This is a genomic window from Nocardia sp. NPDC004151, assembly GCF_042874235.1.
Classification (GTDB): domain Bacteria; phylum Actinomycetota; class Actinomycetes; order Mycobacteriales; family Mycobacteriaceae; genus Nocardia.
This window is the reverse complement of sequence record NZ_JBIAMR010000004.1, coordinates 14,190-36,899: the sequence shown is the minus strand read 5'-3', so window position 1 is coordinate 36,899 and position 22,710 is coordinate 14,190. Positions and strand designations below refer to the sequence as shown.

Below are 22,710 nucleotides of genomic sequence, written 5' to 3'. Positions count from 1 at the left end.
CGATGAACTCCGTGAGCGACTTTCCCTGGCTCACCCTGCTGTGGGCGGTGCCGCTCGGCGGGGCGGCGCTCGCGCTGCTGTTCCCTGCGGGACAGCGGACCGCGGTGCGGGCCTTCGCGCTGATCGTCTCGCTGGGCACGCTCGGGATCGGAATCTGGCTGGCCACCCGGTTCGAAACCGGTGGGGCGCAATACCAGTTCGTGGAGGACCGGCAGTGGATCCCGGCCTTCGGGGCGGGCTACACGGTCGGCCTCGACGGGATCGCTCTGGTTCTGGTCCTGCTCACCGCCGGACTGGTGCCGCTGCTGCTGATCGCGGGCTGGCAGGACGAGCGGGAGGTCGGCACCGGGCCGCGGGTCGCGCACTACTACGTGGCGCTCACCCTGGTCGTGGAATCCATGGTGCTGGTCTCGTTCACCGCCTTGGACATTCTGCTGTTCTACGTGTTCTTCGAGGTCATGCTGATCCCGATGTACTTCCTCATCGGCGGCTTCGGCCCCCGCGCCGGAGATATGGCGCTGCGTCAGCAGCGGGCGCGGGCCGCGGTGAAGTTCCTGCTGTACAACCTGTTCGGCGGACTCATCATGCTGGCCGCGGTGATCGGGCTCTACGTGATCACCGCGCGCGAGAAGCTGGGCAGCCACGGCGGCGGCACCTTCGACTTCCGGACCGTCATGGAGGCCGCCAACTCCGGGCAGCTCGGGGCGACGCCCGCGGTGCTCAACGCGCTGTTCCTCGGATTCATGTTCGCGTTCGCGGTGAAAGCGCCGCTATGGCCGCTGCACACCTGGCTGCCGGACGCCGCGGTGGCGGCCACCCCGGCCAGCGCGGTGCTCATGATGGCGGTGGTCGACAAGGTCGGGACCTTCGGCATGCTGCGCTACTGCCTGCTGCTGTTCCCCTCGGCCACATCGACATACGCGCCGCTGATCAGCGTGCTCGCGGTGATCGGAATCCTGTACGGGGCGCTGCTGGCCATCGGGCAGACCGATGTGATGCGGCTGATCGCCTACACCTCGATCTCGCACTTCGGGTTCATCATCCTGGGCATCTTCGCGCTCACCACCCAGGGCGGCACCGGGGCGACGCTGTACATGATCAACCACGGCATCTCCACCGCCGCGTTGTTCCTCATCGCCGGATTCCTGGTGTCGCGGCGCGGATCTCGGTTCATCGCCGACTTCGGCGGCGTCCAGAAGGTCGCGCCGATCCTGGCGGGCACCTTCTTGATCTCCGGCCTGGCCACGCTGTCGCTGCCCGGGCTCGCCCCGTTCATCAGCGAATTCCTGGTGCTGATCGGCACATTCACGCGCTACCCGGTGGCGGCCGTGATCGCGGCCTCCGCGCTGGTGCTGGCCGCGGTGTACGTGCTGTGGATGTACCAGCGGATGATGACCGGCCCGGTGAAGGAGGGCAATGAGCGGCTCTACGACCTGCTGCCCCGCGAAATGGTGGTCGTGGTCCCGCTGATCATCGCCCTGCTGTTCCTGGGCGCGTACCCCAAGCCGGTGCTCGACCGGATCGATCCGGCCGTCGCCCGCACCCTCACCACCATCGGACAGCACAATCCGGCCCCGGCGGTGCAGCCGGAAGCCGCCCAGACGAACACCGGAGGTGCCCACAAATGAGTGGAGGTCTGCTGCTCGCCGCCGCGACGGTCCCGGCACCGAGCATCGAATACCGGTACCTGTCACCGATGCTGATCGTGTTCGGTGTCGCGGTCGCCGGGGTGCTGGTGGAGGCGTTCGCGCCGCGCGCGTCGCGCTATGTGATCCACCTGGTGCTCGGGCTCGGCGGTATGGCGGTCGCGCTGGGCGCGGTCATCGGACTGCGCGATGTCCGGGCGACCGCCGTGGTGGGAGCCGTTGCCATCGACGGGGTTTCCCTGTTCCTGCAGGGCACCATCCTGGTGGTCGGCATTCTCGGACTGCTCTTCATCGCCGAGCGGCGGGCCGACCGGATGCCCGTGCGCCGCGAAGGACCCGGCACCTGGAGTCTCACGGCTTCCCGCGGCGGGGTCGACGCCTTCACCCCGCAGGCCGCCTCCACGCCCGGCAGCCTCGACGAGATCGCCGCCACCAAAGCGGGAATCGCGACCACCGAGGTCTTCCCGCTCACGATGTTCGCGCTCGGCGGGCTGATGCTCTTCCCCGCCTCGAACGATCTGCTCACCATGTTCGTGGCATTGGAAGTGCTGTCGCTGCCGCTGTACCTGCTGTGCGGCCTGGCCCGCCGTCGCCGTCTCCTCTCCCAGGAGGCCGCGTTGAAATACTTCCTGCTGGGCGCGTTCTCGTCGGCCTTCTTCCTCTACGGAATGGCACTGCTCTACGGCTACGCGGGAACGATCCGGCTGGCGGGCATCGCCGAGGCGGTGGCCCGCGACGACAGCAAGTCGCACACCCTGGCCGTCATCGGCGTCGCCATGCTGGCCGTCGGCCTGCTCTTCAAGATCGGCGCGGTGCCGTTCCAGTCCTGGGTCCCCGACGTCTACCAGGGCGCGCCGACCCCGGTCACCGCGTTCATGGCCGCCGCCACCAAGATCGCCGCGGTCGGTGCACTGCTGCGGGTGCTGTACGTCGCGGTCCCCAACCTGCGCAACGACTGGCGTCCGGTCTTCGCCGCGGTCGCCATCGCCACCATGGTCGTCGGCGCGATCCTCGCCGTCACCCAAACCGACATGAAGCGCATGCTCGCGTATTCCTCTGTCGCCCACGCCGGTTTCATCCTGACGGCCCTGGTCTCCGCCACCACCGCCGGCGTCTCCTCCATCCTCTTCTACCTCGCCGTCTACGGCCTCGGCACCGTCGGCGCCTTCGCCGTGGTCAGCCTGGTCCGCGACGAGAACGGCGACGAGGCAACCGCACTCCCCGCCTGGGCAGGCATGGGCCGCCGCTCCCCCTGGCTCGCCACCACCTACTCCCTGTTCCTCCTCTCCTTCGCCGGCATTCCCCTGACCTCCGGATTCATCGCCAAGTTCGGCGTCTTCGCCGCCGCCACCGGCGGCGAGGCCGCGACCCTCGTCATCGTCGGTGTCATCTCCAGCGCCATCGCCGCCTTCTTCTACATCCGAGTCATCGTCCTCATGTTCTTCACCGACGCCCCGGCAACCCCGCCCACCGTCGTCCACCCCACCCTCACCAGCACCATCATCGCCCTCACCGCCGCAGCCACCCTGGTCCTCGGCATCTTCCCCCAACCCCTCCTCGACCTCGCCAAGAACGCCGCCACCCTCACCCACTGAACCCACCGGATCGAATGAATCGGGCTCGCCGCGAATTTCGCGGCGAGCCCGATTGGTATTGACTTGGAGTGTGCTCCAGATTCTAGGTTCGGGGCATGAGCAGAATTCTGATTACGGGTGCCAATAAGGGAATCGGGTTCGAGGCTGCGCGGCGGCTCGTGGCGGAGGGGCACACGGTGTATCTCGGGAGTCGGGATGCCGGGCGGGGGCTGGCGGCCGCGGAAGCGGTGGGGGCGAGGGCTGTTCGGATCGATATCACCGATGACGAGTCCGTGCGCGCGGCGGTCGCGGCGATCGAGGCCGAGGGTGGGCTGGACGTGTTGATCAACAATGCGGGGATTCAGGCGGAGATGAGTGCGGACGGGAGCGTGTTGGGGGCCGGGGAGATGACTGCCGAGATCATGCGGGAGACGTTCGAGACCAACGTTTTCGGGACTGTGCGGGTGCTGGAGGCCTTTCTGCCGTTGCTGCGGAAGGCGGACGCACCGGTTGTGGTGAACGTGAGTAGTGGGCTGGCGTCGTTGAACAGGCTCGCAACGGATGGGGACACCGCCGGTCGGTATCCGGGGGTGGCGTATCCGGCGTCGAAGACCGCGGTGAATGTGCTGACGATTCAGTACGCCAAGGCTTTTCCGGGTATTCGGATCAATTCGGTGGAACCGGGTTACACCGGTACCGATCTCAACCACAACCTCGGGCATCAGACGGTGCGGGAGGCGGCGGAGATCATCGTGCGGATGGCGCAGATCGGGGCGGACGGGCCGACGGGTGGTTTCTTCGACGCGAAGGGCCCGCTGCCCTGGTGATCGGGTGGGTCAGATGGTGATTCCGACGAGGTGGCCGATGGCGTAGGTGGTGATCATCGCCAACGCGCCGCCGGCGAGGACGCGGATGGTCGCGCGGGCGACGGGAGCTTGCCCGAGGCGCGCGCCGACCGCGCCGGTCAGGGCCAAGGCGGCCAGCACCGCGCCCATGGTGAGGGGAACCCGGATCGCCTGGGGCGTCAGGATTGCCAGGAGCGGGAGCAGTGCGCCGAGGGTGAAGGACAGGGCCGAGGAGAGGGCCGCGTGGAGGGGGTCGGTGAGGTCGTCTGGGTCGATACCGAGTTCGGCCTCGGCATGGGCGGCGAATGCGTCCGCGGCGGTGAGTTCTTCGGCCACAGCCTGAGCGGTGGCCGCGGACAGGCCCTTGGCGCGGTAGATGGCGGCCAGTTCGGCGAGCTCGGCTTCGGGTTGTTCTGCCAATTCACGGCGTTCGGTTTCCAGCAGGGCGCGTTCGCTGTCGCGTTGAGTGCTGACGGAGACGTACTCGCCGAGGGCCATCGACACCGCGCCCGCGGCGAGTCCGGCCACGCCCGCGGTCAGGATCGCGGTGCTGTTGCTCGTCGCGGCCGCGACACCGACGACAATCCCCGCGACGGAGACGATCCCGTCGTTCGCGCCCAGAACGCCCGCACGCAGCCAATTCAGGCGAGTCGCCATTCCTGTCGCATGGGGTTCGGCGGGATGCGCGAGCGCCACCGAACCGGTCATTTCGTCCCTCACCGGGGGAACGGTAGTAGTTCACAACATTTGCCGCCAGCAAAGAAAGGCTCACCGAAATTAGGTAATGCATTGCATATCAAGGGGTTTCGGCGCGGTACACACCCCGGGTGATCCGCGACACGGCGATCGCGACACGTTTGCGACAAGCAGATTCTCGGTGGATTCGGGCCCTGCGCGGCACGGGTTGGCCGTAGCGTTGTCTTCGGCGCCAAGCGGATCGGGTAAGAGAGCGGCAGGATGCGGCCACAACCGTCAGCGATCGGATACCTCCGGCACGATGTGTCGGGGGCACAGCAGCAGTGGGACGAGGCTCAGATCCAGCATCTGGCTCGCCGGCTCGGCTATGACCTGTGCAAGACGGTGGTCTTCGGTCCCGAGACCGATCGGCCGTTGGTCCGGGTCCGCACCCTGGTCTCCCGTATGGAGGCCGACGCGGTGATCATCCCCAGCCTCGCGCACTTCGGCGGGCATATCCCCGATGACATCGTGCAGGTCGCCGACATCATCACGGTGAGCCCCGAAAACACCTACGCGCGCTGGGCGATTCCGCCGCTGGAATGACCCCGGCCACGCCGGACATCGCGTGACCGCACCGGTCAGATGCCCGCCGCACGCACCAGGCTGTCCGCCAGCCGCGGCGACACCGTCGACAGCAACCGCAAGGCCGCCGCATACGTGGGATACAGCTCGACCGGACGGTCGCGCACCGCGGTGAGCACCCAGCCCGCGGCCTGCTCCGGCGTCAGCGCGGCCTGGGTGTCGTAGTCACTGGTCGGGCTGATCATCGGCGTACGCACGAGCGGGAATCCGATTGTGGTGACCGCGATTCCGGTGTCATGGCACTCCGCGCCGAGACTGCGCCCGAATGCGGCCAGCGCGGCCTTCGAGGCGTGATACGCGCTGAACTTGGGCATGACACCGGCGGTGGTGCCCCAGGTGCCGATATTGATGATGTGGCCGCTGTTGGCCGCCCGCAGCGCGGGCAGCAGGGCCAGGGTCAGGCGAACAGGCCCGAAGTAGTTCACGGCCATGGTGCGCTCGTAGTCGTGGGCCCGGTCGGTGGCGTCGAAGGCGTTGCGGCGGATGGACCGCCCCGCATTGTTGACCACGATGTCGGGAGTGCCGAAATGTTCGAGCACGGTGGCCGCCAGCTCGCCGACCTGTTCGGGATCGGTGAGATCGCAGGGCATCGGGTGGGCGACGCCGCCGTCGGCGGTGATGGCCCCGCAGGTCCGCTCGAGCCGTTCCCGGTCCCGGGCCACCGCGAGGATCCGCGCTCCGCGGTCGGCGAGCAGATGCGCGGTCGCTTCGCCGATGCCCGAGGACGCGCCGGTCAGAATCACGGTGCGGCCGTGCAGATCGGGTGTGCTGGTCGCGCCGACGATCGATCGGATCGAGGGCGTCGGCTGCAGCAGCGCGGTGGCCAGATAGTTCTTCATATCGGTACCCGTCGTCGGTGGCGAGGTCGGCGGATGCGGGTAGCTGGATCTTGACCCACACGAATTGACTAATCGGTAAATTACGACGGGGGCAGTTCGCTGTCAATCGTCGACGGCCATGCGCCGGCGCCCCGGCTCGACACATGGCCGTCGACGAACCGGCTAGTCGGCCTCGATGACTTCGCGGACCCGCTCGGCGAACGCGTCGGGCTGTTCCATGAACCCGGCGTGGCCACCCGGGAAGAGGGTCGGTTCGATGCCCAGCTCACCGCCCAAGGCACGCGAGGTGCGGTCGCAGAACAGGCCCGCGGACTCGTCGCCGATGCCGATGACAATCGTCGTCGGGGTGGCGCGCAGCGCGTCCAGGGAGGGCTGCCAGCCGGAGGTGGTGTGCAGTTCGTGGCGGTAGAAGAAGTCGTCGGAGGCGATCGCCTGGGGGTCCCGCTCGTCGCCGAACATCTGCTGCAGCATCTCTTCCGGCATGTACAGACCGGACATCTCACCGAATTTGCGCATCGCGCCGATGACGTCACCGGTGTTGTACACGTCCACGATCTCGTCGGTCCGAGCCCGCAGTTCTTCGCGGTTGTCGAGCAGTTCACGCAGCGGCGGCTCGTGCGCGATGAGCGTGGACACCAGCTCGGGCCGGTCGATGGCGAGCGCCAGGCCGGTGATCGCGCCGCCACTGGAGCCGAGCACCACGGCCGGACCCTGACCGATGTGGGTGATCACGCGGGCCAGGTCGTCGGCGCGCAGTTCCGGCGTCGAGTCCTTGTCGGCGTCGGTCACGGTGCTGCGCCCGTGGCCGCGCGGGTCGGGGCACAGGACGGTGTGGTCGGAGGCGAGCAGTTCGGCCAGCACGCCGAAGGGGCCGGAATCCATCGGGGCGCCGACCAGTGCGATCAGCGGGCCGCTGCCGCGGACTTCGTAGTAGATGGTGCCGTCGGGCACCGCGACGGTTCCGGACGTGACGGGTGCGGTCGAGGTCATGGGTGGCTCCAAGTGGCTCGGAAGAGGGACACCTGGATTGACGGTCCGACCGCGCCGAATTCATCGCCGCGGGAACGGAACAGCCTCAGCCGACCTGACGGCGGGATTCGGGCAGCGCGCAGGCGACTCCCTCGGCCGAGCCGAGCGGACGCACGCCGAGCGCTTGGTTCAGCCGCGCCCGCTGGTTCTCCCACGCGATGGCGGCGGTCAGTTCGGTCAACTGGGACTTGTTCATCCGGCTCAGCAGCTGGGTGCGCAGGTCATCGAGGTCCAGTGCGGTCGGCGTGACCGTCATGGCCTCGGCGAAGGCGATCACCAGCTTCTCGGTGTCGCTGTAGGCATCGCTGTCCTGATACGTCGGCAGGTCGGTGACCTGCGCTGCCGTGACCCCGCCGAAGTGGGCCAGCGTGGAGCCGATGTCGAGACAGAACTGGCAGTTGACCAGTGCCGCGGTCTTGAGCTCGGCCAGTTCCTTGAGGGTCGGGTCGAGTTTGTTGGAGAACAGCAGCATCGTCTCGTGGAGCAGGGTGCCGATCAGCAGCTGCGGCCGCCGGATGAGCCAGCCGAACAGATCGGTCTGATTCTTGCGAGCCCGACCGAAGGCCTTGACGTAATGAATGATTCGGGCAATTGCGCGCATGATGCCTCCCCATGGCGTTTCACGGGATCTTCCCTGCGTATCAGCCTAGGCCGAACCTGCGACGGCTTGTAGTAGCAATGCGTGTCCGATTTCAGTGATCTGCGTCTACCGCCCGCGACACCGGACCCGAGGCATTCCACGACCCCAGAATCCGCAACTTCTCATAGCTGTCCGACCCTCCGGCGCGGTATAGGTGACCAGCGCCTGATCCTTGGCCGTGAGCACCTGCAGCACGTGCCAATCCAGTTCCACGTCCCCCACCGCGGGCAACCCCACCTGGTCCGGAGATACCGCCGCCCGCTTGGCCTTCAGAAATTCCCCGTGCTCGCTCACGCACCCCAGTCTGGCACCGGCACCGCCCGGTTCCTGGGGGTGACGCCCCCGGGGAACGGTGGATTGCCGTTCCCGGCAGGCAATTTCGTCGGACTGTCCTGTTAGCTTGCGCGCCATGACTGAAGAAGCGCAGCACGGGGCCGGCTTGACGCGGCGGGTGGTCGAGTCGGTGCGGAGTGAGCCCGGCCGGGCGATGTTCGAGCCTGTTGCGTGGGTCGGTTACACACCGTGGGTGGCGGGTGAACCACGGCCCATGGACGAGGAAGCGTTGGCCGGGGCGGTGTTTCCATCGGGGCGGCCGCTCTCGCCGAGCCTTCGAGAGTGGCTCGCGTTCGATACCGGTTTGTTCGAGCGTTGCGGATGGTTCGCGGAGGACGGCGGATTCGCGCCGCGGCCATTGGACGAGCTGGTCGGCGATGAGCTGGGACAGCCCTGGGGTGAGACCTTCGAGGGGCTGGCCGAGCGGTTCCCGGAGTGTTTCCTGCTGCCGGGCGGGTCGGACTCGCGGCGGGTGCTGGCGGTGGGGGCGGCCGATTCGCTGGGCGAGTACCCCGTGCTCGCTCTGGATGTCGACGACATGCCGTACGCGGGGCTGATGTACCCGGGCTTCGATGTATATGTGGCGGAGGTGGCAGGATTCGTCCGGTGCGAGTTCGAGACCTATACGGATCTGGGCTCGGATGCGGTGTACGGGTGGCGGATGCGGGAGCATGCCGTTCGTAGTTTCTCAGGGCGACTGTGTGCGGAGTATCCCTTCTGATGTTTTCCGCCACGGCTGCCGAATCGTGTGAGAAGGTGTCGTTTCACTCATGATGTCGGTGGGCCACCACCGGTTACCGTGTGGAAGGAATCCGGATGGAGGAGGGCTTGGTGGAGGCGACGTTCGACGTAGCGGGGCTGGTAGGGCATCACTACCGCCTGGACGACTACTACGAGGTGGGCAGGGAGAAGATCCGGGAGTACGCGCGAGCGGTCCAGGACTTCCACCCCGCGCACTGGAGTGAGGACGCCGCCCAGGGGCTCGGATACGCCGGGCTGATCGCGCCGACCACGTTCATCTCCACCGCGGCGATGCTGGCCAATCGCAAGCTGCTGCAGACCGTGCTCGAAGGCTACGACGTGATCGTGCAGACCGATCAGGTCTTCGAGATGTACAAGCCGGTGGTGACCGGCGAGCGGTTGGTCAGTGATGTCGAGTTGTCCTCGGTGCGCCGGATCGGCGGCAAGGATCTGCTCACCATCACGAACACGTTCAGCGACATGGCCGGTGACATCATGCAGGTCATGCACACCACCGTCGTGGGGCTGACCGGCGAGGACGTCAACGCCGATATCAGCGCCACGATCGACCGGGTCATGATGACCGGGCTCGAATCGACGCCCGCCGCTGGCGCCGACGCGGCCCGGGTGCCCGAGCCGGGCGACGCCGCACGGCATTCTCCGGTGTCGCGGTTGCGGACCCCGCTCACGTCGGTGCGATTCGAGGACCTGGCCGTCGGTGACGAGCTTCCCCCTCGGACCGTGACCTTGACCCGCGGCGACCTGGTCAACTACGCCGGGGTCTCCGGCGACGTCAACCCGATCCACTGGCATGCCGAGATCGCCACGCTCGCTGGCCTTCCGGACGTGATCGCGCACGGCATGCTCACGATGGGCTTGGGCGCGGGATTCGTGACCGGCTGGCTCGGCGACCCGGGCGCCATGCTCCGCTACGGAGTCCGGCTGTCGAATTACACGGTGATCGAAGCCGCCTCGGCGGGCGTCGTCGAATTCACCGGCCGCATCAAGTCGCTCGATCCCGAGACCCGGACGGCCGTGGTCGTCATCGTCGCGAAGGCAGCGGGGCGCAAGATCTTCGGTCTCGCCACCGCGGACGTCCGACTCGCCTAGCCACGACGTTCCAGGTGGTGTCATCCCCGGCCACGACACCACCTGGATGCCGTCGGCGATCACGGCGAATCTGATTGCCATGACAACACTTTCGCTCGACACCGCCGCCCGCCTCGCCGCCCTCTGACCGATCAGTTGCCGTGGGGGACGAATCCGGCGTCGAGCAGGGTCTTGTAGTCCGGCAGCGGCGTCGAACGGTCGACCTTCCCTTGGTCTTTGGCCCAGGTTCCGAGCTCGGCGAGGGTATCGGCGAGCTCCGGCCGCAACTGCAGGGTGTAGTCGAACTCGGGCAGGATCTTCGCGAGCAACGCCGGGCTCAGCTGGGTGGCGGTGGCGACTGCGGACACCGCCTCGCCGGAGCGCGCGGTGAGCTGGGTCCCGGCCTCCCCCAGCGCGGCGAAGAACGCCGTCAGCGCCGCCGATTTCGACGCGATGGCGGTATCGGTCGCCAGGTACAGGCTGTGCTGGTTGTAGGCGCCGCCGGTGAGCTCGACGGCGTCGTCACCCAGCGATTCGGCCACCTGGGCCTGGTAGGGCTGGAAGATCGAGACGGCGTCGACATTGTGCTGGGCCGCCGCGGTCAACGTCGCGGACGGCGCGACCTGCACGAGATTCGCCGAAATACCGTGGTGCGAGAGCACATTCGACGCGAAGTAGGCGGCGCTGGTGCCCAGCGGCGTGCCGATCGAATGCCCGGCCAGGTTCGCGACCGAGGTGATTCCGGCGCTGCGCCGGGCGATGATTCGTGAACCCTGCCACCGCGATCCGTCCCCGACCACCCGCAGCGCGGGCGACCGGGGCAGGGTGGCCGAGGTCGGCACGTCGGCGGCGGTGGCGATATCGACCTGGTGGGCGGCGAGCGCCTGCAACGCCTCCACGCCGGTCGAGAAATTGACGACCTTCACTTTCACGTCGTGCTCGGTGAACAATCCGGCCTGCTGGGCGACGGGAATCTGCGCCCACGACGGGTCGACCACGAATCCGACGGTGAGGGTCTTGGGGTCGGAATCATCGGAGGACCCGCACGCTGTCAGCGGAAGTGCCAGGGCGAGTACGGCCAGGGCGGCGGTCAGGGGGCGGAGGAGTTTCTTCACGACTGTTCTCTTCTTCTCTTCATATCGCGTGCTGGATACCGAGTTCGTGGTGGAGCAGCCGGCGCAGTTCGCTGTAGCCGGGCTGGTCGGCCAGGGCGTCCGCGGGCCGGGGCCGGGACAGCGGATTGGGGATCTGATTGGTGATCCGCCCGCCCGCGAGCACGCTGATGGTGTCGGACAACCGGATCGCCTCGTCGACGTCATGGGTGACGAAGACGATCGTGCGTTGCAGCCGGGTCCACAGATCGATGAGCAGGTCCTGCATATTGAGCCGGGTCAGCGCGTCCAGCGCCGCGAACGGCTCGTCCATCAGCATGATCTCGGGTTCGCCGGCGAGCATGCGTGCGATCCCGACGCGTTGACGCATGCCGCCCGACAACTGGGCGGGCCGCTTGCGCCGCACCTCGGCGGGCAGCCCGACCAGGTCGAGCAGCTCGTCGATCCGATTGCCGCGCAAGCGAACCGGCACCCGATGGGCACGCAGCGCGAAGTCGATATTGCCCGCCACGCTCAGCCACGGGAACAACACGTCCCGCTGGAACGCGACGCCGCGCCGCGGATGGGGGGCGAGCACCGGCACGCCATTGTCGGTGACGGCGCCGGAGGTGGGTGTGATGAGCCCGGCCAGGCAGTGCAGCAGTGTCGATTTGCCGCTGCCCGACGCGCCCACCAGCACCGTGAACGAGCCATCCGGAACGGTCAGATCGATGCCGTGCAGGGTGGGCTGCGGGGTGTTCGGGAAACGGACCGTCAGGTCGCGGGTGGCGATCGCCATGACTAGCTCACCTCCCGCGCCCAGCGCTGAACCGGGGCGCTGATCGCCGCGATCACGGCGTCACCGATCGCACCCAGGACCCCGAGCACCAGCAGGCAGAAGATCAGCCGGTCGGCCTGGGAGAACAGCTGCGCCTGATAGATCCGATACCCGAGACCCGCCGTGGTGCCGGTCATCTCGGCGACCACGATGAGCACGAACGCCATGGCCGCGCCGACCCGCACACCGGCCACCACATCGGGCAGCCCTTCGGCGATGACGACGCGGGTCAGCGTCTGCCAGCGCCCCGCGCCGAGGCAGCGTGCGGCTTGCAGGTAGTCGGCCGGGGTTCCGGAGAATCCGGAATGGCTGTTGATCCAGACCGGAATGAACACACCCAGGGCGATCACCAGAATCTTGCTGTTCTCGCCGATCCCGAACCAGAGAATCGCCAAGGGCACCAAACCGATCGTCGGCACCGGCGACAACAGGCGCAGCACCGGCTGCAACAAGGCCCGCCCGGCCCCGGTGCTCGCGGTGAGGACGGCCGCGAACACGCCGGCGGCCACACCGAGCAGCAGACCGAACACCGCCCGGCGCAGGCTCGCCGTCAGGTCGGGGATCAGCAGACCCTCGGTCCACAGCGTGTGCCCGGCGGTCAGGATCTGGGGGACGGTCGGAAACAGCTGGCGGGGAAAGGGTTCGGCGGCGGCGACCAGGGACCAGGCCAGCACGGCCAATCCGATCCCGGCCGCCGTGCCGCCGATCGTTCGCCATCGCGGTGACCAGCGCGGGTACGGCCGCCGCGTCCGGCGCGGTTCGTCCGCCACCGCGGCGGGCGGTCGCGACGCTGTGCGGCCCGACGTGGTTTGCACGCTCGATGTCATGGGATTCACCTGAATTCGGCGGAGCTAGGTGGTGGGACGGACCGTCGTCCGCAGATCGACGGCGGCCAGATCGGGATGCGGCTCGAGCGGCACCCATTCGGCGGGGACGGCCTGCGCGCGGTACACCAGCGGGGTGTCGCTGAGCCGGTCCACGCCCGGCACGCGCGGCTCGTGCACCTCGGGTTCACCGGCGACCCCTCGACCCTCATAGGGCGACACGTACTCCCACACCACATCGCCCTGCGGGGTGACCTGGAACAGGCGGCCGGTCATGCCCTCGGTGATGAGGGTGTTGCCGTTCGTCAGTCGCTGGGCATTGCTGACGAACGAGCTGAAGAATGTCCACGACGGCAGCCCGGAATCCTCCGCGGTGTACTGCCACACGATCTGCCGGGTCGTCGGATCGATCTCGAGCACCCGGGATCCGGCGTAGATGCCCAGGGCCGCGGGCGGATACCCCGCGCCGCCCTGATTGTCGAAGACGAGGATATTGCCCGAGCCCGGCAGGCCGTCGGCGATGAGATGCGGATTGTGTTGTCCGGAGATCTGATCGAGCGGCCGCGGCACCTTGTGCGCATTGATCCGCTGATGCTGCGCCCCGGCCTCGGCGTCGAAGTACGGGCCCAGCTTCCAGACGATCGAACCCGAAGCCTTGTCGATCAGCGCCACCACATTGGCCTTGCGGCTGCTGATCAGGATGTTGTCGGGCTGGAACACGCTGTCGGGGTCGGCGCGATGCCAGCGGTTGGGTCCCAGCGTCTTCGCACTGTTGATCTCCAGATAGCCCCAGGCATCGTCGGGGTCGCGAGCGACGGTCTCGCGCAGGGCATCCCACCCGGCCTCGGAGAATCCGAGTTCGTCGAGATGGTCACCGGCCCGCCACTCCCACACGATCGACCCGTCCGGAGCGACCTCGTACAGCCCCTGGTCGCCCACCACGGTCGAGCCCAGCTGCGGAACCACGCGGGGAATGGTGACCAGCAGCAGGCGGTTGCCATTGGCCAGCAGTTCCCAGTCGTGGTTCTGCCGGGCCGCGCCGCCCGGAGCCTGCGTGCCCCACTCCCACACCCGCTCGCCGTCCCAGGTCAGTTGTCCCACAGTGCCATTGGCGTAGATCCCGCCACGCGGATCGCCACTGAGCGAGAGCTGCACCCCGATGTCACCCAGCCGCCCGGTCAGTGCCGGATCCAGGATGCGCGGCGGCACACCGGCACAGGACCATTCGTGGTGCACCGCGCCGTGCATGTCGATGAGCCGGGTGACGGAGTCCGCGCCGGTGAACACGATGTAGCTGTCATGGGCTGATTCCGGTTCGTAATAGGTGACACCGGTGAGTCGTACGAAGGCCATGCATTCACTCCATCAGTCGGCTGTTAAGCGGTCGGGTCGCGGATGTAACGAATCTAATCGATTTGCGCGGGACGGAACCGGTGCGGAGACTGTAAGAATCAGAACGATTTCAAGCCTGGGCAACCGGCCCGCGAGCGACGAGAGTTGGGACCAACGTGACTGCCAAACGCGCCACCCTCGCCGATGTGGCCCGGCGAGCCGGTACCTCCACCGCCGTCGTCAGTTATGTTCTCAATGACGGTCCCCGTCCGGTCTCGGACGCCTTGCGCGCCAGAGTGACCGCCGCCCTCGACGAACTCAACTACCGCCCCGATCGCGCCGCGCGCGCCCTGCGGCGCCCGCGACGCTGGCGGCACCTCGGCCTGCTCGTCCCCGACGTCCGCCTCCCCCTCTTCGGCACCCTGGTCGGCCACATCGAGATCGAGGCCCGCCACCGCGACCACCTCACTCTGATCGGCAATACCGCCTACGACCCCGAACGCGAGATCGAATTCGCCGCCGCCTTCGTCGACTCCGGCATCGAGGGGCTGATCGTGGTCGGCGGGGCCAACGGTCCCGCGACGGCCGAATTGTGCAGGCAGGCCCGCATTCCCATCGTCTGGGTGCACAATAACCGCGACCACGTCGACGCCGGCATGGTCGGCGCGGACCATGCGCAGGCGGGACGGCTGGCCGCGAACCATCTGGCCCGGGATCATCGGCGCCGATCCATCGTCTTCGTCGGCGGATTCACCCCCGACGAGGTCGCGCACGGCGACCGCGAAACCGTCGCCCAGCGCTACGAGGGCTATGTCTCCGTCGTCGGACCCGCGGCCGCACAACGGATTCCCACCGACCTCACGCCGGCGGGCGCGTACGACGCCGTACGGCGCTACCTCGCCGACCATCCCACTCCGGACGGGCTCGTGGTCGGCACCTACGCCCAGGCCGCCGCGACTCTGCGGGCCGTGGCCGATGCCGGACTGCGCATCCCCGAGGACGTCGCCGTCGTCGGCTACGACGCCGACGCCGCGAACACATACGCCCCGTTGATCCTCACCACCGTCCAGCAGCCGATCGACGACATCGCCCGCACGGCCCTGTCCCGCGTCCTCGACGCAGCCGGAAACACGAACTCCCCCAGCGCTCCCCCGTCGCCCTTCGGCGTCCACCTCAGCCTCGGCGAAACCTGTGGCTGCACGCCGGAGCGGCTTGCGTCTTCGCCCGTCGGATGACCGGGTCGGCCGGATTCAGCTCGCGTTGCCGAACATTCCGTTGACCGGTGTGTTGCTGGGAGCGGACAGCGCTTCGAGGCGCTCGGTGATATCCACGGGCAGTTCGATCGCGGTGAGGTTGTCCTCGAGCTGTTCGAGGGTGCGCGGCCCGATCAGGATCGACGAGATGTCCGGTCGGCTACGGGCCCATGCGAGCGCGACGGCGACGGATGTCGTGCCCAGATCCGATGCGATCCGCGCTACTTCACCGGCGATACCGAGGTTCCGGTCGGTGAGCAGATCTCCCGCCCAACGCTGTGCCGTCGGCGCCGCTGAGGCGAGCAACCGGCCCAGTCGGCTGTCGGCCGCGGGACTCGTATCCCGGTACCGACCGGTCAGCACCCCTGAGCCCAGCGGGCTCCAGGCCGTGACGCCCAGCCCGTGGCGCTCACACGTGGGCAGGATCTCCGCCTCGATCGCACGAGCGACGAGCGAGTACTGCGCTTGCAGCGCCGTGAACGGCGTCCCGCCCACCCGCTGTGCGGCCCACTGCGATTCCACGATCTGCGCCGCGGTGAAGTTGGAGCAGCCGAGGTAGCGAACCTTGCCGGACCGGACGAACCCGTCGAGCGTGGCCATCGTCTCCTCGATCGGCGTCCCGGCGTCCCACTGATGGCAGTAGTAGAGGTCGAGGTAATCGGTCTCCAGTCGCCGCAGACTCGCCTCGAGCGCCCTCGTCAGATGCGCCCGTGACAGCCCGCGCTGATTGGGCCCGTCCCCCTGCGGCAGAAACGCTTTCGTCGATACCGCGACCTGGTCGCGACGCCCACGCAGCGCCCGCCCGATCACCTGCTCCGACTCCCCGCCGGTATAGGCATCCGCCGTATCGATGGTGTTGTGCCCAGCATCGAGGAACCGATCGATGATCCGCCGAGCCTGCGCCGCATCACAACTGGCGAACCACGCCGAGTCCCCGAAGTTCATGGCGCCCAAGCTGATCGGCGAAACCTTCAATCCGGAACGCCCCAAGGTCCTGTACATGATCATGTCCTCCCCGAGATGGATAGAATCGGAATCATGATTCCGCTTGGAAAATACGGAATACTGATTCCGCTTGTCAATGGAACGCCGTCATGACCGGCGAACGCGTCCTGCGCGCCGACGCCCAGCGCAACCGCGTCCGGGTGCTCGATGCCGCCGAATCCGTCTTCGCCGCATACGGAGTCGACGTCCCCATCGAGGAGGTGGCTCGCACCGCGGGCGTCGGTGTCGGCACCATCTACCGCCACTTCCCGAACAAGCGGGATCTGGTCGACGCGATCGTCACTGAACGCATGCGACGACTGGCCGGCCAGGCGCGAACCCGTGCCGCCCAGCCCGATTCGCTCGCCTTGTTCGAGGTCGCCGACTGGATAGTCGCCGAGGCCACGGTCAAGAAGCACCTCGGCGCCACAACCTCCACCCCCGCCTCGGACAAGCCCCCCGCCCTCCAGGCCATCGCCGCCGACCTCCGCGCGACCCTCACCGACCTGCTCACCGCCGAACAACGCTCCGGCACAATCCGATCCGACCTGGAACCGCCCGACCTCCTGATGACCCTGTACGGGCTGAGCGCAGCGGCCGAGCACTACGGCTGGGACGAGACCGCCCGACATCGCGCGATATCCCTGGCATTCGAGGGACTGCGCGGGCGGTAGCGGAACGAGTGAGCCCGGCCCGTGAGGACGTTCGCGACTTCGCGCGGCGTTCGCCGGGTTTTGGACCGCCACCAAACCTAGGTATATTAGGCGTAAACCTAATGAACTTAGGAGGGAGTGGGTTGATGTCGCCGCGGGTGGGTCTGAACGCCGAACGCATCACGCAGGCGGCCGCCGAGATGGCCGATGCCGTCGGGTTCGACAACGTGACGTTGGCCGCGGTCGCCAAGCATTTCGGGGTGAAGGATCCGAGCCTCTACTCCCACGTCCGGAATCTGCAGGATCTGCGTACTCGCATCGCCTTGCAGGCGGCGGTCGAGATGACCGACCGGATCGGCGTGGCGGTCCAGGGGCGCGCCGGCCGCGACGCGCTGATCGCCTTCGCGAACGCCTACCGCGACTACGCCCGCGAACACCCCGGCCGCTACGACGCGACCCAGCGCAAGCTCGACATCGAGGCCATCGCCGACGCTCCCGGGGCCGTCCGCAGCGTGCAACTCACCGAGGCTTTGCTGCGCGGCTACGACCTCGACGGCGCCGAGCTCATCGACGCGGGCCGGCTGCTGCGCAGCACCTTCCACGGTTTCGCGACGCTCGAGACCGTCGGCGGCTTCAACCACTCCCGTGAGACCGACGGGTCCTGGGCGCGCATCCTCGACGCCCTGCATCTGCTGCTGACCCAGTGGCCGACATCGAAACAGGAGACCCCGCAATGAGATCCGAGACGCTACCGGTACCGGGCGCGACCATCTACTACGAGGTACGCGGCAGCGGCCCGCTCGTGCTGTTCCTGCCCGGCGGCGGTGGCGACGCGGCCTCGGTGGACCCGATCGCCGAGCTGCTCGAGGACCGGTTCACGGTGGCTTCGCTGGACCAGCGCGGCTATTCGCGCAGTGTCCTCGACGGTCCGCCGCAGACGCAGCGGGTCGGCGTGCAGAGCGACGACGTCCACCGGCTGCTGACCCACCTCACCGCTGAGCCCGCGCTCGTCGTCGGCGCCAGCAATGGCGCGATCGTCGGACTCGATCTGCTGGCCCGGCATCCGGAGCAGGTGTCGCTGCTGATCGCGCACGAACCACCATGCTTCGCCGTACTTCCCGACGCCGCCGAACAGCGCGCCATGATCGAGGAGGTCTACACGCTGTTCCGCACCGAAGGCCCCGGCCCGGCGTCGGTGCGCTTCCTGGCGGGCATCGGCAATGCGATGAAGCCGTCCCCGCTGCCCGACGAACTGGCGCCGCGCGCCGCCGAGATGTGGGCGCGACTGGCCGCCAACGGCCCGCTGATGCTCGAACACGAGCTGCGGGAATTCACCTCGTACCTGCCCGATTTCGCGGCGCTCACCCCCGTGGCCGATCGACTGGTCATAGCCGCCGGGCGTGAGACGAAGGGCTGCCTGCCGTACCGTCCCGCCGTCGAGATCGCTCGCCGACTGGGGGCCGAGGTCACCGAGTTCCCCGGCGCCCACAATGGGATGCGCACCGAGGCCGTCGAATTCGCCGCGCAACTGGGCGACATCCTGACGGCGCACCTGCGCGCTGGAGCGGCCGGGCGCTGTTAGCGTCGGCACATGATCACCGGTGCGCACACCATCCTCTACGCCGAGGACGCCGACGCGGCACGGGCCTTCTTCCGTGACGTCCTCGGCCTGGCCCATGTCGACGCGAACAACGGGTGGCTCATCTTCAAGTCGCCGCCCGCCGAACTCGCCGTGCATCCCGCGCAGGTCCCCGACAGCGGCAAGGCGGAGCTGTACCTCATGTGCGACGACCTGAACGCCACCGTGGCCGACCTGCGGTCGAAGGGCGTCGAATTCACCCCGGACGTCACCGATGCCGGGTGGGGCCTGCTCACCATGCTGAAGGTGCCGGGCGCGGGCCAGATCGGCCTGTACCAGCCGCGACACGCCACGGCCTACGACCTGCCCTGAACAGCGCGCCTACGCTGTCGGTTTCCGCCAGACGGGGATCGACAGGTAGGTCGCCGTGCGCAGCAGCCACTCCACCGGGCCGTACGGATGAGCCCGCAACCACCAGGCGCTCAGCCGGATCTGCGCCAGATACGTGGCAACCGCGATCACGACGACCACGACCGGAGGCACGCGATCGGCCAGTGCCAGGCCGTATCCGGTGTAGATGAGCATCAGGACCACCGACTGCCCGATGTAGTTGGTCGCCGCCATCCGCCCGGCGGGTGCGAGCCAGCCCACCGCGCCGGCCCACCGGTAGCGGGCCAGCCACACGATGCCCGCCGCGTATCCGAGTGTCAGCAACGGATCCGCGAGTTCCTGCACCCCGTACCAGAACGACGGGAGTTCCCCGTGGAGCGTCATCAACGTCACTGTGACGGCGGAAACGGGCAGTCCCACACCGCATCCCACCGCCAGCGCCCGGGGCAGCCACCGGGTCGTCCAGTCCGCGTCCTCGAACACGCGGCGCTTGCCGGCCGCCAAGCCGACGAGGAAAATCCCCAGCGCCGGCAGGCCCTGACCGATCCAGGTGAAGATCATGAACTTCGGGCCGAACTCCAGCTGAGCGCGCAGCGTGTCACCGACATTGCCGGTGTAGCCATCATGCATCCGCTGCAAGTCGAACACCTCGCCCAGCCCGGCCAGTCCCCCGTTGCCCGGGAGGAACGCCAGCGACGCGAACGCGAAATACAGCACCAGGCCGGTGATCAGGGCCGGGCGCGGCCGAATCCAGCGCAGCGCCACCAGGATCAGGCACAGGGCGGCGTACAGGGTGAGGATGTCGCCGATCCACAACAGCAGCAGATGCGCCAGACCGATCAGGAACAGCGCGAGGCAGCGTCGCAACAGCCGGGGCGTGGCCGCGACGCCCGCACGCCCGGCGGCCGCGATCTGCAAGGTGAACGAGTACCCGAACAGGAACGCGAACAGCAGATAGAACTTGCCGAGGAAGAACCCGTCGATCAGCCCGTAGACGAACCGGTCCAGCGTGCCGTCGAACATCGGCTGCGGATCGGCGCCCGCGCCCGGCGACGACCAGAGCATGGTCGCCACCACGGTATTGGTGACCAGAATCCCGAACAGCGCGAACCCGCGCAGGCTGTCGACCACCCCGATGCGCTGCCTTTGCGTCACACCGGCTACCTGGGTTTCGAGCTGTTCGGACATGCCCTCACGCTATTTCCGGCAGCGCCTCCGACACATCCACCGCGGCCCCGGATTCCCTGTCCGACCTCCGAGGTATTGACAGGCCCGGAAGTCATCCCATGGCAGGACCTCTGAGCAGGTCGATGAGTTTGGTTTCGGACAGATCGCCATGTCGGGGTTCCGGTAGCAACCGCCGAAAAAACAACGGATATGGAAAAGCCGCAGCTCAGCGCTGGCGGTCGGCTCCCGGACCGAGCAATGCGGTCAGGTCACGCATCGCCTGCGGTGATGGTGTGAAGTAGCGGCGCAGGTTCTCGGCTTTACGGTGCCGGGATTTCGCCATCAGTTCGAGCAGGCTGGCACCGGATTCCCCGAGGTGTGTCAGGCCGGAGTGGCGGAGTTCGTGCAGGTCCCACCCGGTTCCGGGCCCGTCGGTGGCGGTGGCGGCGTCGAGTAGGTCGCGGGCCTGGTCGTAGGACAGCCGGGCCAGCCCGGTGTCAGGGCACACATCCCGGTCGGCGAGGTACTTGCCGGGCCCGGGCCGCCGGTGAGTGACGAACAGCGGGCCCGCGGTCCGGTCCTTGATGAGCCGGGGCAGCAGCCGGGCGGTGCCGGCACCCCAGTACACGGTCTCCAGGACGTGTTCGTGGTGAGCGGCGCCGCGGCGACGGGTGCGCGGCTTGGCGCCCTTGGACTTCACCGGGCAGGATCGGCCGGCCAGGTCCAGGTCTTCGATGTTGGCCTGCAGCAGTTCCTCTGCGCGGGCGCAGGTTTCGTACAGCATCCGCCACAGCGTCTTCTCCCGCACATGGACCTCGCGGCGGCCGATGAGCCGGTCGATCGCGGTGCGCGAACGCACCGGGGTCTGGGAATCCGGCGGGGTCGACCGCGCGGCCGAGGCGGGCAGTCTCGGTGCGTCCCAGCCTTGTTCGGCGCACCAGGACAGCCATTTGCCGACCGCGGCCCGGCGCGCGTTCCAGGTGTTCACCGCAGCCTCGCCCCATAGCGCCTCCAGAGCGGCGCCGATCTCGGCATCGGTCACCTCGGCCAGGGGGCGGCTGGGGGCAAGTAGCCCGTCCGGGCCGAAGCTGTCGAGCCGGTCGGCGGTCTTGACGACCGCGATGGTGTAGGCGCGGCGGGTGTTCGGTGAGCCGATCGTGTCCAGGAACGCCTGCGCGGCGGCCCGCACCGTGCGGGGAGGAACCGCGCGGATCCGGGTCGCCGTGCCGGCCATCGCCACCGCCATCCGTTTGCCCCGGATAACGGGGCCTCTTCGCGCATCGCCGTGGCGGGATCGCCGCAGGCCGGTTTCGATGTTACCCCGGATAACAGCCCATTATCCGGGGTAACAGGTTCCGGACGGGTGGATGACGACTACAGGCTGCGGGCGATGATCTCCTTCATGATTTCGTTGGTGCCGCCGTAGATCTTCTGGACGCGGGCGTCGGCCCACATGCGTGAGATCGGGTATTCGGTCATGTAGCCGTAGCCGCCGTGCAGTTGAAGGCAGTCGTCGAGGACGAGCATGGCGCGGTCGGTGGTCCAGAGTTTGGCCATGGCGACGGTGGGGATGTCGAGGTCACCCCGCAGGTGGCGGGCGATGCAGTCGTCGAGGAAGACCCGGGCGACACGGGCATCGGTCGCTGCTTGGGCGAGGGTGAACTTGGTGTTCTGGAATGCGAAGACGGGCTTGCCGAAAGCGTTGCGCGCCTTGGTGTATCGCAGGGTGTGTTCGAGGGCGGTCTCCATCGACTGCACCGCGCCGATCGCCAGCAGCAGCCGTTCCTGCGGTAGTTGCTGCATGAGCTGGACGAAGCCCTGGCCTTCGGCGGTGCCGAGCAGGTTCGCGGCGGGGATGGCGACCTCGTCGAAGAATAGTTCGGAGGTGTCCTGCCCACGCTGGCCGAGCTTGTCCAGCGCCCGCCCGCGCCGGAAGCCGTCCCTGTCGCCCTCGACGAGCACCAGCGAGATACCGGCCGCGCCCTGGGCGGGATCGGTTTTCGCGACGACGATGATCAGGTCGGCCTGCTGACCGTTGGTGATGAAGGTCTTCGAGCCGTTCACGACGTAGTGCTCGCCGTCGCGGATCGCGGTGGTTTTGATGTTCTGCAGATCCGAGCCGGTGCCCGGTTCCGTCATCGCGATCGCGCCGACCACCTCACCGCTGGCCATCTTCGGCAGCCAGTGGCGTTTCTGGTCCTCGGTGCCGTAGGCGAGCAGGTAGTGCGCGACGATCCCGTTGTGCAGACCCGCCCCCCACGAGGTGTCGCCGATGCGGGCCTGCTCCTCACACAGCACCGCCTCGTGCGCGAAACTGCCGCCCCCGCCGCCGTATTGCTCCGGGATCGACATGCACAGCAGCCCGAGTTCACCGGCGGCGTGCCACAGATCGCGGTCGACGTGATGCTGGTCGATGTATTTCTCACGGTTGGGGAGAATGTGCTTCTCGCAGAAGTCACGAGCCAGCTCACGCAGGGCATCCAGGTCGTCGTCGAGCCACGCCGAACGGTAAGGGGTCATCGAAAATCTCTGTGCTGAAACGG

24 protein-coding genes are annotated in these 22,710 nt (G+C 67.9%); 11 read left to right on the top strand and 13 right to left on the bottom strand.

Annotated elements, in window-relative coordinates; translation table 11 throughout:
* Positions 1-2 precede the first annotated feature (2 nt).
* From ACFYTS_RS10925 to ACFYTS_RS10915, 3 genes are all read left to right on the top strand, one after another.
* Positions 3-1,628 (top strand): NADH-quinone oxidoreductase subunit M, encoded by a 1,626-nt coding sequence (locus ACFYTS_RS10925; RefSeq protein ID WP_387302986.1) that lies wholly within the window; start codon positions 3-5, stop codon positions 1,626-1,628.
* Positions 1,625-3,241: an NADH-quinone oxidoreductase subunit NuoN gene (gene nuoN / locus ACFYTS_RS10920; protein WP_357276541.1), complete on the top strand. Its 1,617-nt coding sequence runs from the start codon at positions 1,625-1,627 to the stop codon at positions 3,239-3,241. Before ACFYTS_RS10925 ends, nuoN begins: the two co-directional genes overlap by 4 nt.
* A gap of 95 nt (positions 3,242-3,336) precedes the next feature.
* Positions 3,337-4,047, top strand: coding sequence for an SDR family NAD(P)-dependent oxidoreductase (locus ACFYTS_RS10915; protein ID WP_387302983.1), 711 nt, complete (start codon positions 3,337-3,339; stop codon positions 4,045-4,047).
* 9 nt (positions 4,048-4,056) lie between these two features.
* Here the strand turns inward: ACFYTS_RS10915 and ACFYTS_RS10910 are convergent, their stop codons facing one another.
* Positions 4,057-4,773 (bottom strand): VIT family protein, encoded by a 717-nt coding sequence (locus ACFYTS_RS10910; protein WP_387303786.1) that lies wholly within the window; start codon positions 4,771-4,773, stop codon positions 4,057-4,059.
* Positions 4,774-5,064: 291 nt separating this feature from the next.
* Here ACFYTS_RS10910 and ACFYTS_RS10905 point away from each other — a divergent pair, with 291 nt between their 5' ends.
* The gene (locus tag ACFYTS_RS10905; protein ID WP_387302979.1) at positions 5,065-5,346 is read left to right on the top strand and encodes a hypothetical protein; all 282 of its coding nucleotides are present in this window, start codon (positions 5,065-5,067) and stop codon (positions 5,344-5,346) included.
* A gap of 35 nt (positions 5,347-5,381) precedes the next feature.
* Here ACFYTS_RS10905 and ACFYTS_RS10900 read toward each other — a convergent pair whose 3' ends face one another.
* From ACFYTS_RS10900 to ACFYTS_RS10885, 4 genes are all read right to left on the bottom strand, one after another.
* Positions 5,382-6,224, bottom strand: coding sequence for an SDR family NAD(P)-dependent oxidoreductase (locus ACFYTS_RS10900; RefSeq protein WP_387302977.1), 843 nt, complete (start codon positions 6,222-6,224; stop codon positions 5,382-5,384).
* A gap of 162 nt (positions 6,225-6,386) precedes the next feature.
* Positions 6,387-7,214: an alpha/beta fold hydrolase gene (locus ACFYTS_RS10895; RefSeq protein WP_387302974.1), complete on the bottom strand. Its 828-nt coding sequence runs from the start codon at positions 7,212-7,214 to the stop codon at positions 6,387-6,389.
* Positions 7,215-7,299: 85 nt separating this feature from the next.
* Positions 7,300-7,854 (bottom strand): carboxymuconolactone decarboxylase family protein, encoded by a 555-nt coding sequence (locus tag ACFYTS_RS10890; RefSeq protein WP_387302971.1) that lies wholly within the window; start codon positions 7,852-7,854, stop codon positions 7,300-7,302.
* Positions 7,855-7,959: 105 nt separating this feature from the next.
* A complete protein-coding gene (locus ACFYTS_RS10885) occupies positions 7,960-8,187 on the bottom strand; it encodes a hypothetical protein (RefSeq protein ID WP_387302969.1) in 228 nt (75 codons plus the stop codon).
* Between the two features lie 115 nt (positions 8,188-8,302).
* Here ACFYTS_RS10885 and ACFYTS_RS10880 point away from each other — a divergent pair, with 115 nt between their 5' ends.
* Both ACFYTS_RS10880 and ACFYTS_RS10875 read left to right on the top strand, forming a co-directional pair.
* Positions 8,303-8,947 carry a hypothetical protein gene (locus tag ACFYTS_RS10880; protein WP_387302966.1) on the top strand — a complete coding sequence of 215 codons (645 nt, stop codon included), beginning with the start codon at positions 8,303-8,305 and terminating at the stop codon, positions 8,945-8,947.
* Between the two features lie 95 nt (positions 8,948-9,042).
* Complete coding sequence (locus tag ACFYTS_RS10875; RefSeq protein WP_387302963.1) at positions 9,043-10,077, top strand: fused (3R)-hydroxyacyl-ACP dehydratase subunits HadA/HadB; 1,035 nt, start codon at positions 9,043-9,045, stop codon at positions 10,075-10,077.
* Between the two features lie 131 nt (positions 10,078-10,208).
* Here ACFYTS_RS10875 and ACFYTS_RS10870 read toward each other — a convergent pair whose 3' ends face one another.
* The 4 genes from ACFYTS_RS10870 to ACFYTS_RS10855 are packed head-to-tail and all read right to left on the bottom strand — an operon-like array spanning position 10,209 to position 14,162.
* Positions 10,209-11,171 carry an ABC transporter substrate-binding protein gene (locus tag ACFYTS_RS10870; RefSeq protein ID WP_387302961.1) on the bottom strand — a complete coding sequence of 321 codons (963 nt, stop codon included), beginning with the start codon at positions 11,169-11,171 and terminating at the stop codon, positions 10,209-10,211.
* A 19-nt stretch (positions 11,172-11,190) separates the two neighbouring features.
* Entirely contained in the window at positions 11,191-11,946 is a 756-nt protein-coding gene (locus ACFYTS_RS10865; protein WP_387302959.1) for an ABC transporter ATP-binding protein, read from the bottom strand.
* 2 nt (positions 11,947-11,948) lie between these two features.
* On the bottom strand, positions 11,949-12,812 hold the full coding sequence (locus ACFYTS_RS10860; protein WP_387302956.1) for an ABC transporter permease: 864 nt from the start codon (positions 12,810-12,812) through the stop codon (positions 11,949-11,951).
* 24 nt (positions 12,813-12,836) lie between these two features.
* The gene (locus tag ACFYTS_RS10855) at positions 12,837-14,162 is read right to left on the bottom strand and encodes an aryl-sulfate sulfotransferase (RefSeq protein ID WP_387302954.1); all 1,326 of its coding nucleotides are present in this window, start codon (positions 14,160-14,162) and stop codon (positions 12,837-12,839) included.
* A gap of 155 nt (positions 14,163-14,317) precedes the next feature.
* On the opposite strand from ACFYTS_RS10855, the gene ACFYTS_RS10850 reads away from it, so the two are divergent.
* A complete protein-coding gene (locus ACFYTS_RS10850; protein ID WP_387302951.1) occupies positions 14,318-15,376 on the top strand; it encodes a LacI family DNA-binding transcriptional regulator in 1,059 nt (352 codons plus the stop codon).
* Between the two features lie 15 nt (positions 15,377-15,391).
* Here the strand turns inward: ACFYTS_RS10850 and ACFYTS_RS10845 are convergent, their stop codons facing one another.
* On the bottom strand, positions 15,392-16,396 hold the full coding sequence (locus tag ACFYTS_RS10845; RefSeq protein ID WP_387302948.1) for an aldo/keto reductase: 1,005 nt from the start codon (positions 16,394-16,396) through the stop codon (positions 15,392-15,394).
* 92 nt (positions 16,397-16,488) lie between these two features.
* On the opposite strand from ACFYTS_RS10845, the gene ACFYTS_RS10840 reads away from it, so the two are divergent.
* From ACFYTS_RS10840 to ACFYTS_RS10825, 4 genes are all read left to right on the top strand, one after another.
* Positions 16,489-17,052 carry a TetR/AcrR family transcriptional regulator gene (locus tag ACFYTS_RS10840; protein WP_387302946.1) on the top strand — a complete coding sequence of 188 codons (564 nt, stop codon included), beginning with the start codon at positions 16,489-16,491 and terminating at the stop codon, positions 17,050-17,052.
* Between the two features lie 125 nt (positions 17,053-17,177).
* Positions 17,178-17,768: a WHG domain-containing protein gene (locus ACFYTS_RS10835; RefSeq protein WP_357276579.1), complete on the top strand. Its 591-nt coding sequence runs from the start codon at positions 17,178-17,180 to the stop codon at positions 17,766-17,768.
* Positions 17,765-18,613: an alpha/beta fold hydrolase gene (locus ACFYTS_RS10830; RefSeq protein WP_387302944.1), complete on the top strand. Its 849-nt coding sequence runs from the start codon at positions 17,765-17,767 to the stop codon at positions 18,611-18,613. Before ACFYTS_RS10835 ends, ACFYTS_RS10830 begins: the two co-directional genes overlap by 4 nt.
* A gap of 9 nt (positions 18,614-18,622) precedes the next feature.
* Complete coding sequence (locus tag ACFYTS_RS10825; protein ID WP_357276583.1) at positions 18,623-18,982, top strand: VOC family protein; 360 nt, start codon at positions 18,623-18,625, stop codon at positions 18,980-18,982.
* A gap of 9 nt (positions 18,983-18,991) precedes the next feature.
* On the opposite strand, the gene ACFYTS_RS10820 is transcribed toward ACFYTS_RS10825, so the two are convergent.
* From ACFYTS_RS10820 to ACFYTS_RS10810, 3 genes are all read right to left on the bottom strand, one after another.
* The gene (locus ACFYTS_RS10820) at positions 18,992-20,188 is read right to left on the bottom strand and encodes a DUF418 domain-containing protein (RefSeq protein ID WP_387302942.1); all 1,197 of its coding nucleotides are present in this window, start codon (positions 20,186-20,188) and stop codon (positions 18,992-18,994) included.
* A 205-nt stretch (positions 20,189-20,393) separates the two neighbouring features.
* Positions 20,394-21,401, bottom strand: coding sequence for a tyrosine-type recombinase/integrase (locus tag ACFYTS_RS10815; protein WP_387302940.1), 1,008 nt, complete (start codon positions 21,399-21,401; stop codon positions 20,394-20,396).
* Positions 21,402-21,541: 140 nt separating this feature from the next.
* A complete protein-coding gene (locus ACFYTS_RS10810) occupies positions 21,542-22,687 on the bottom strand; it encodes an acyl-CoA dehydrogenase family protein (RefSeq protein WP_387302938.1) in 1,146 nt (381 codons plus the stop codon).
* Positions 22,688-22,710: the final 23 nt, after the last annotated feature.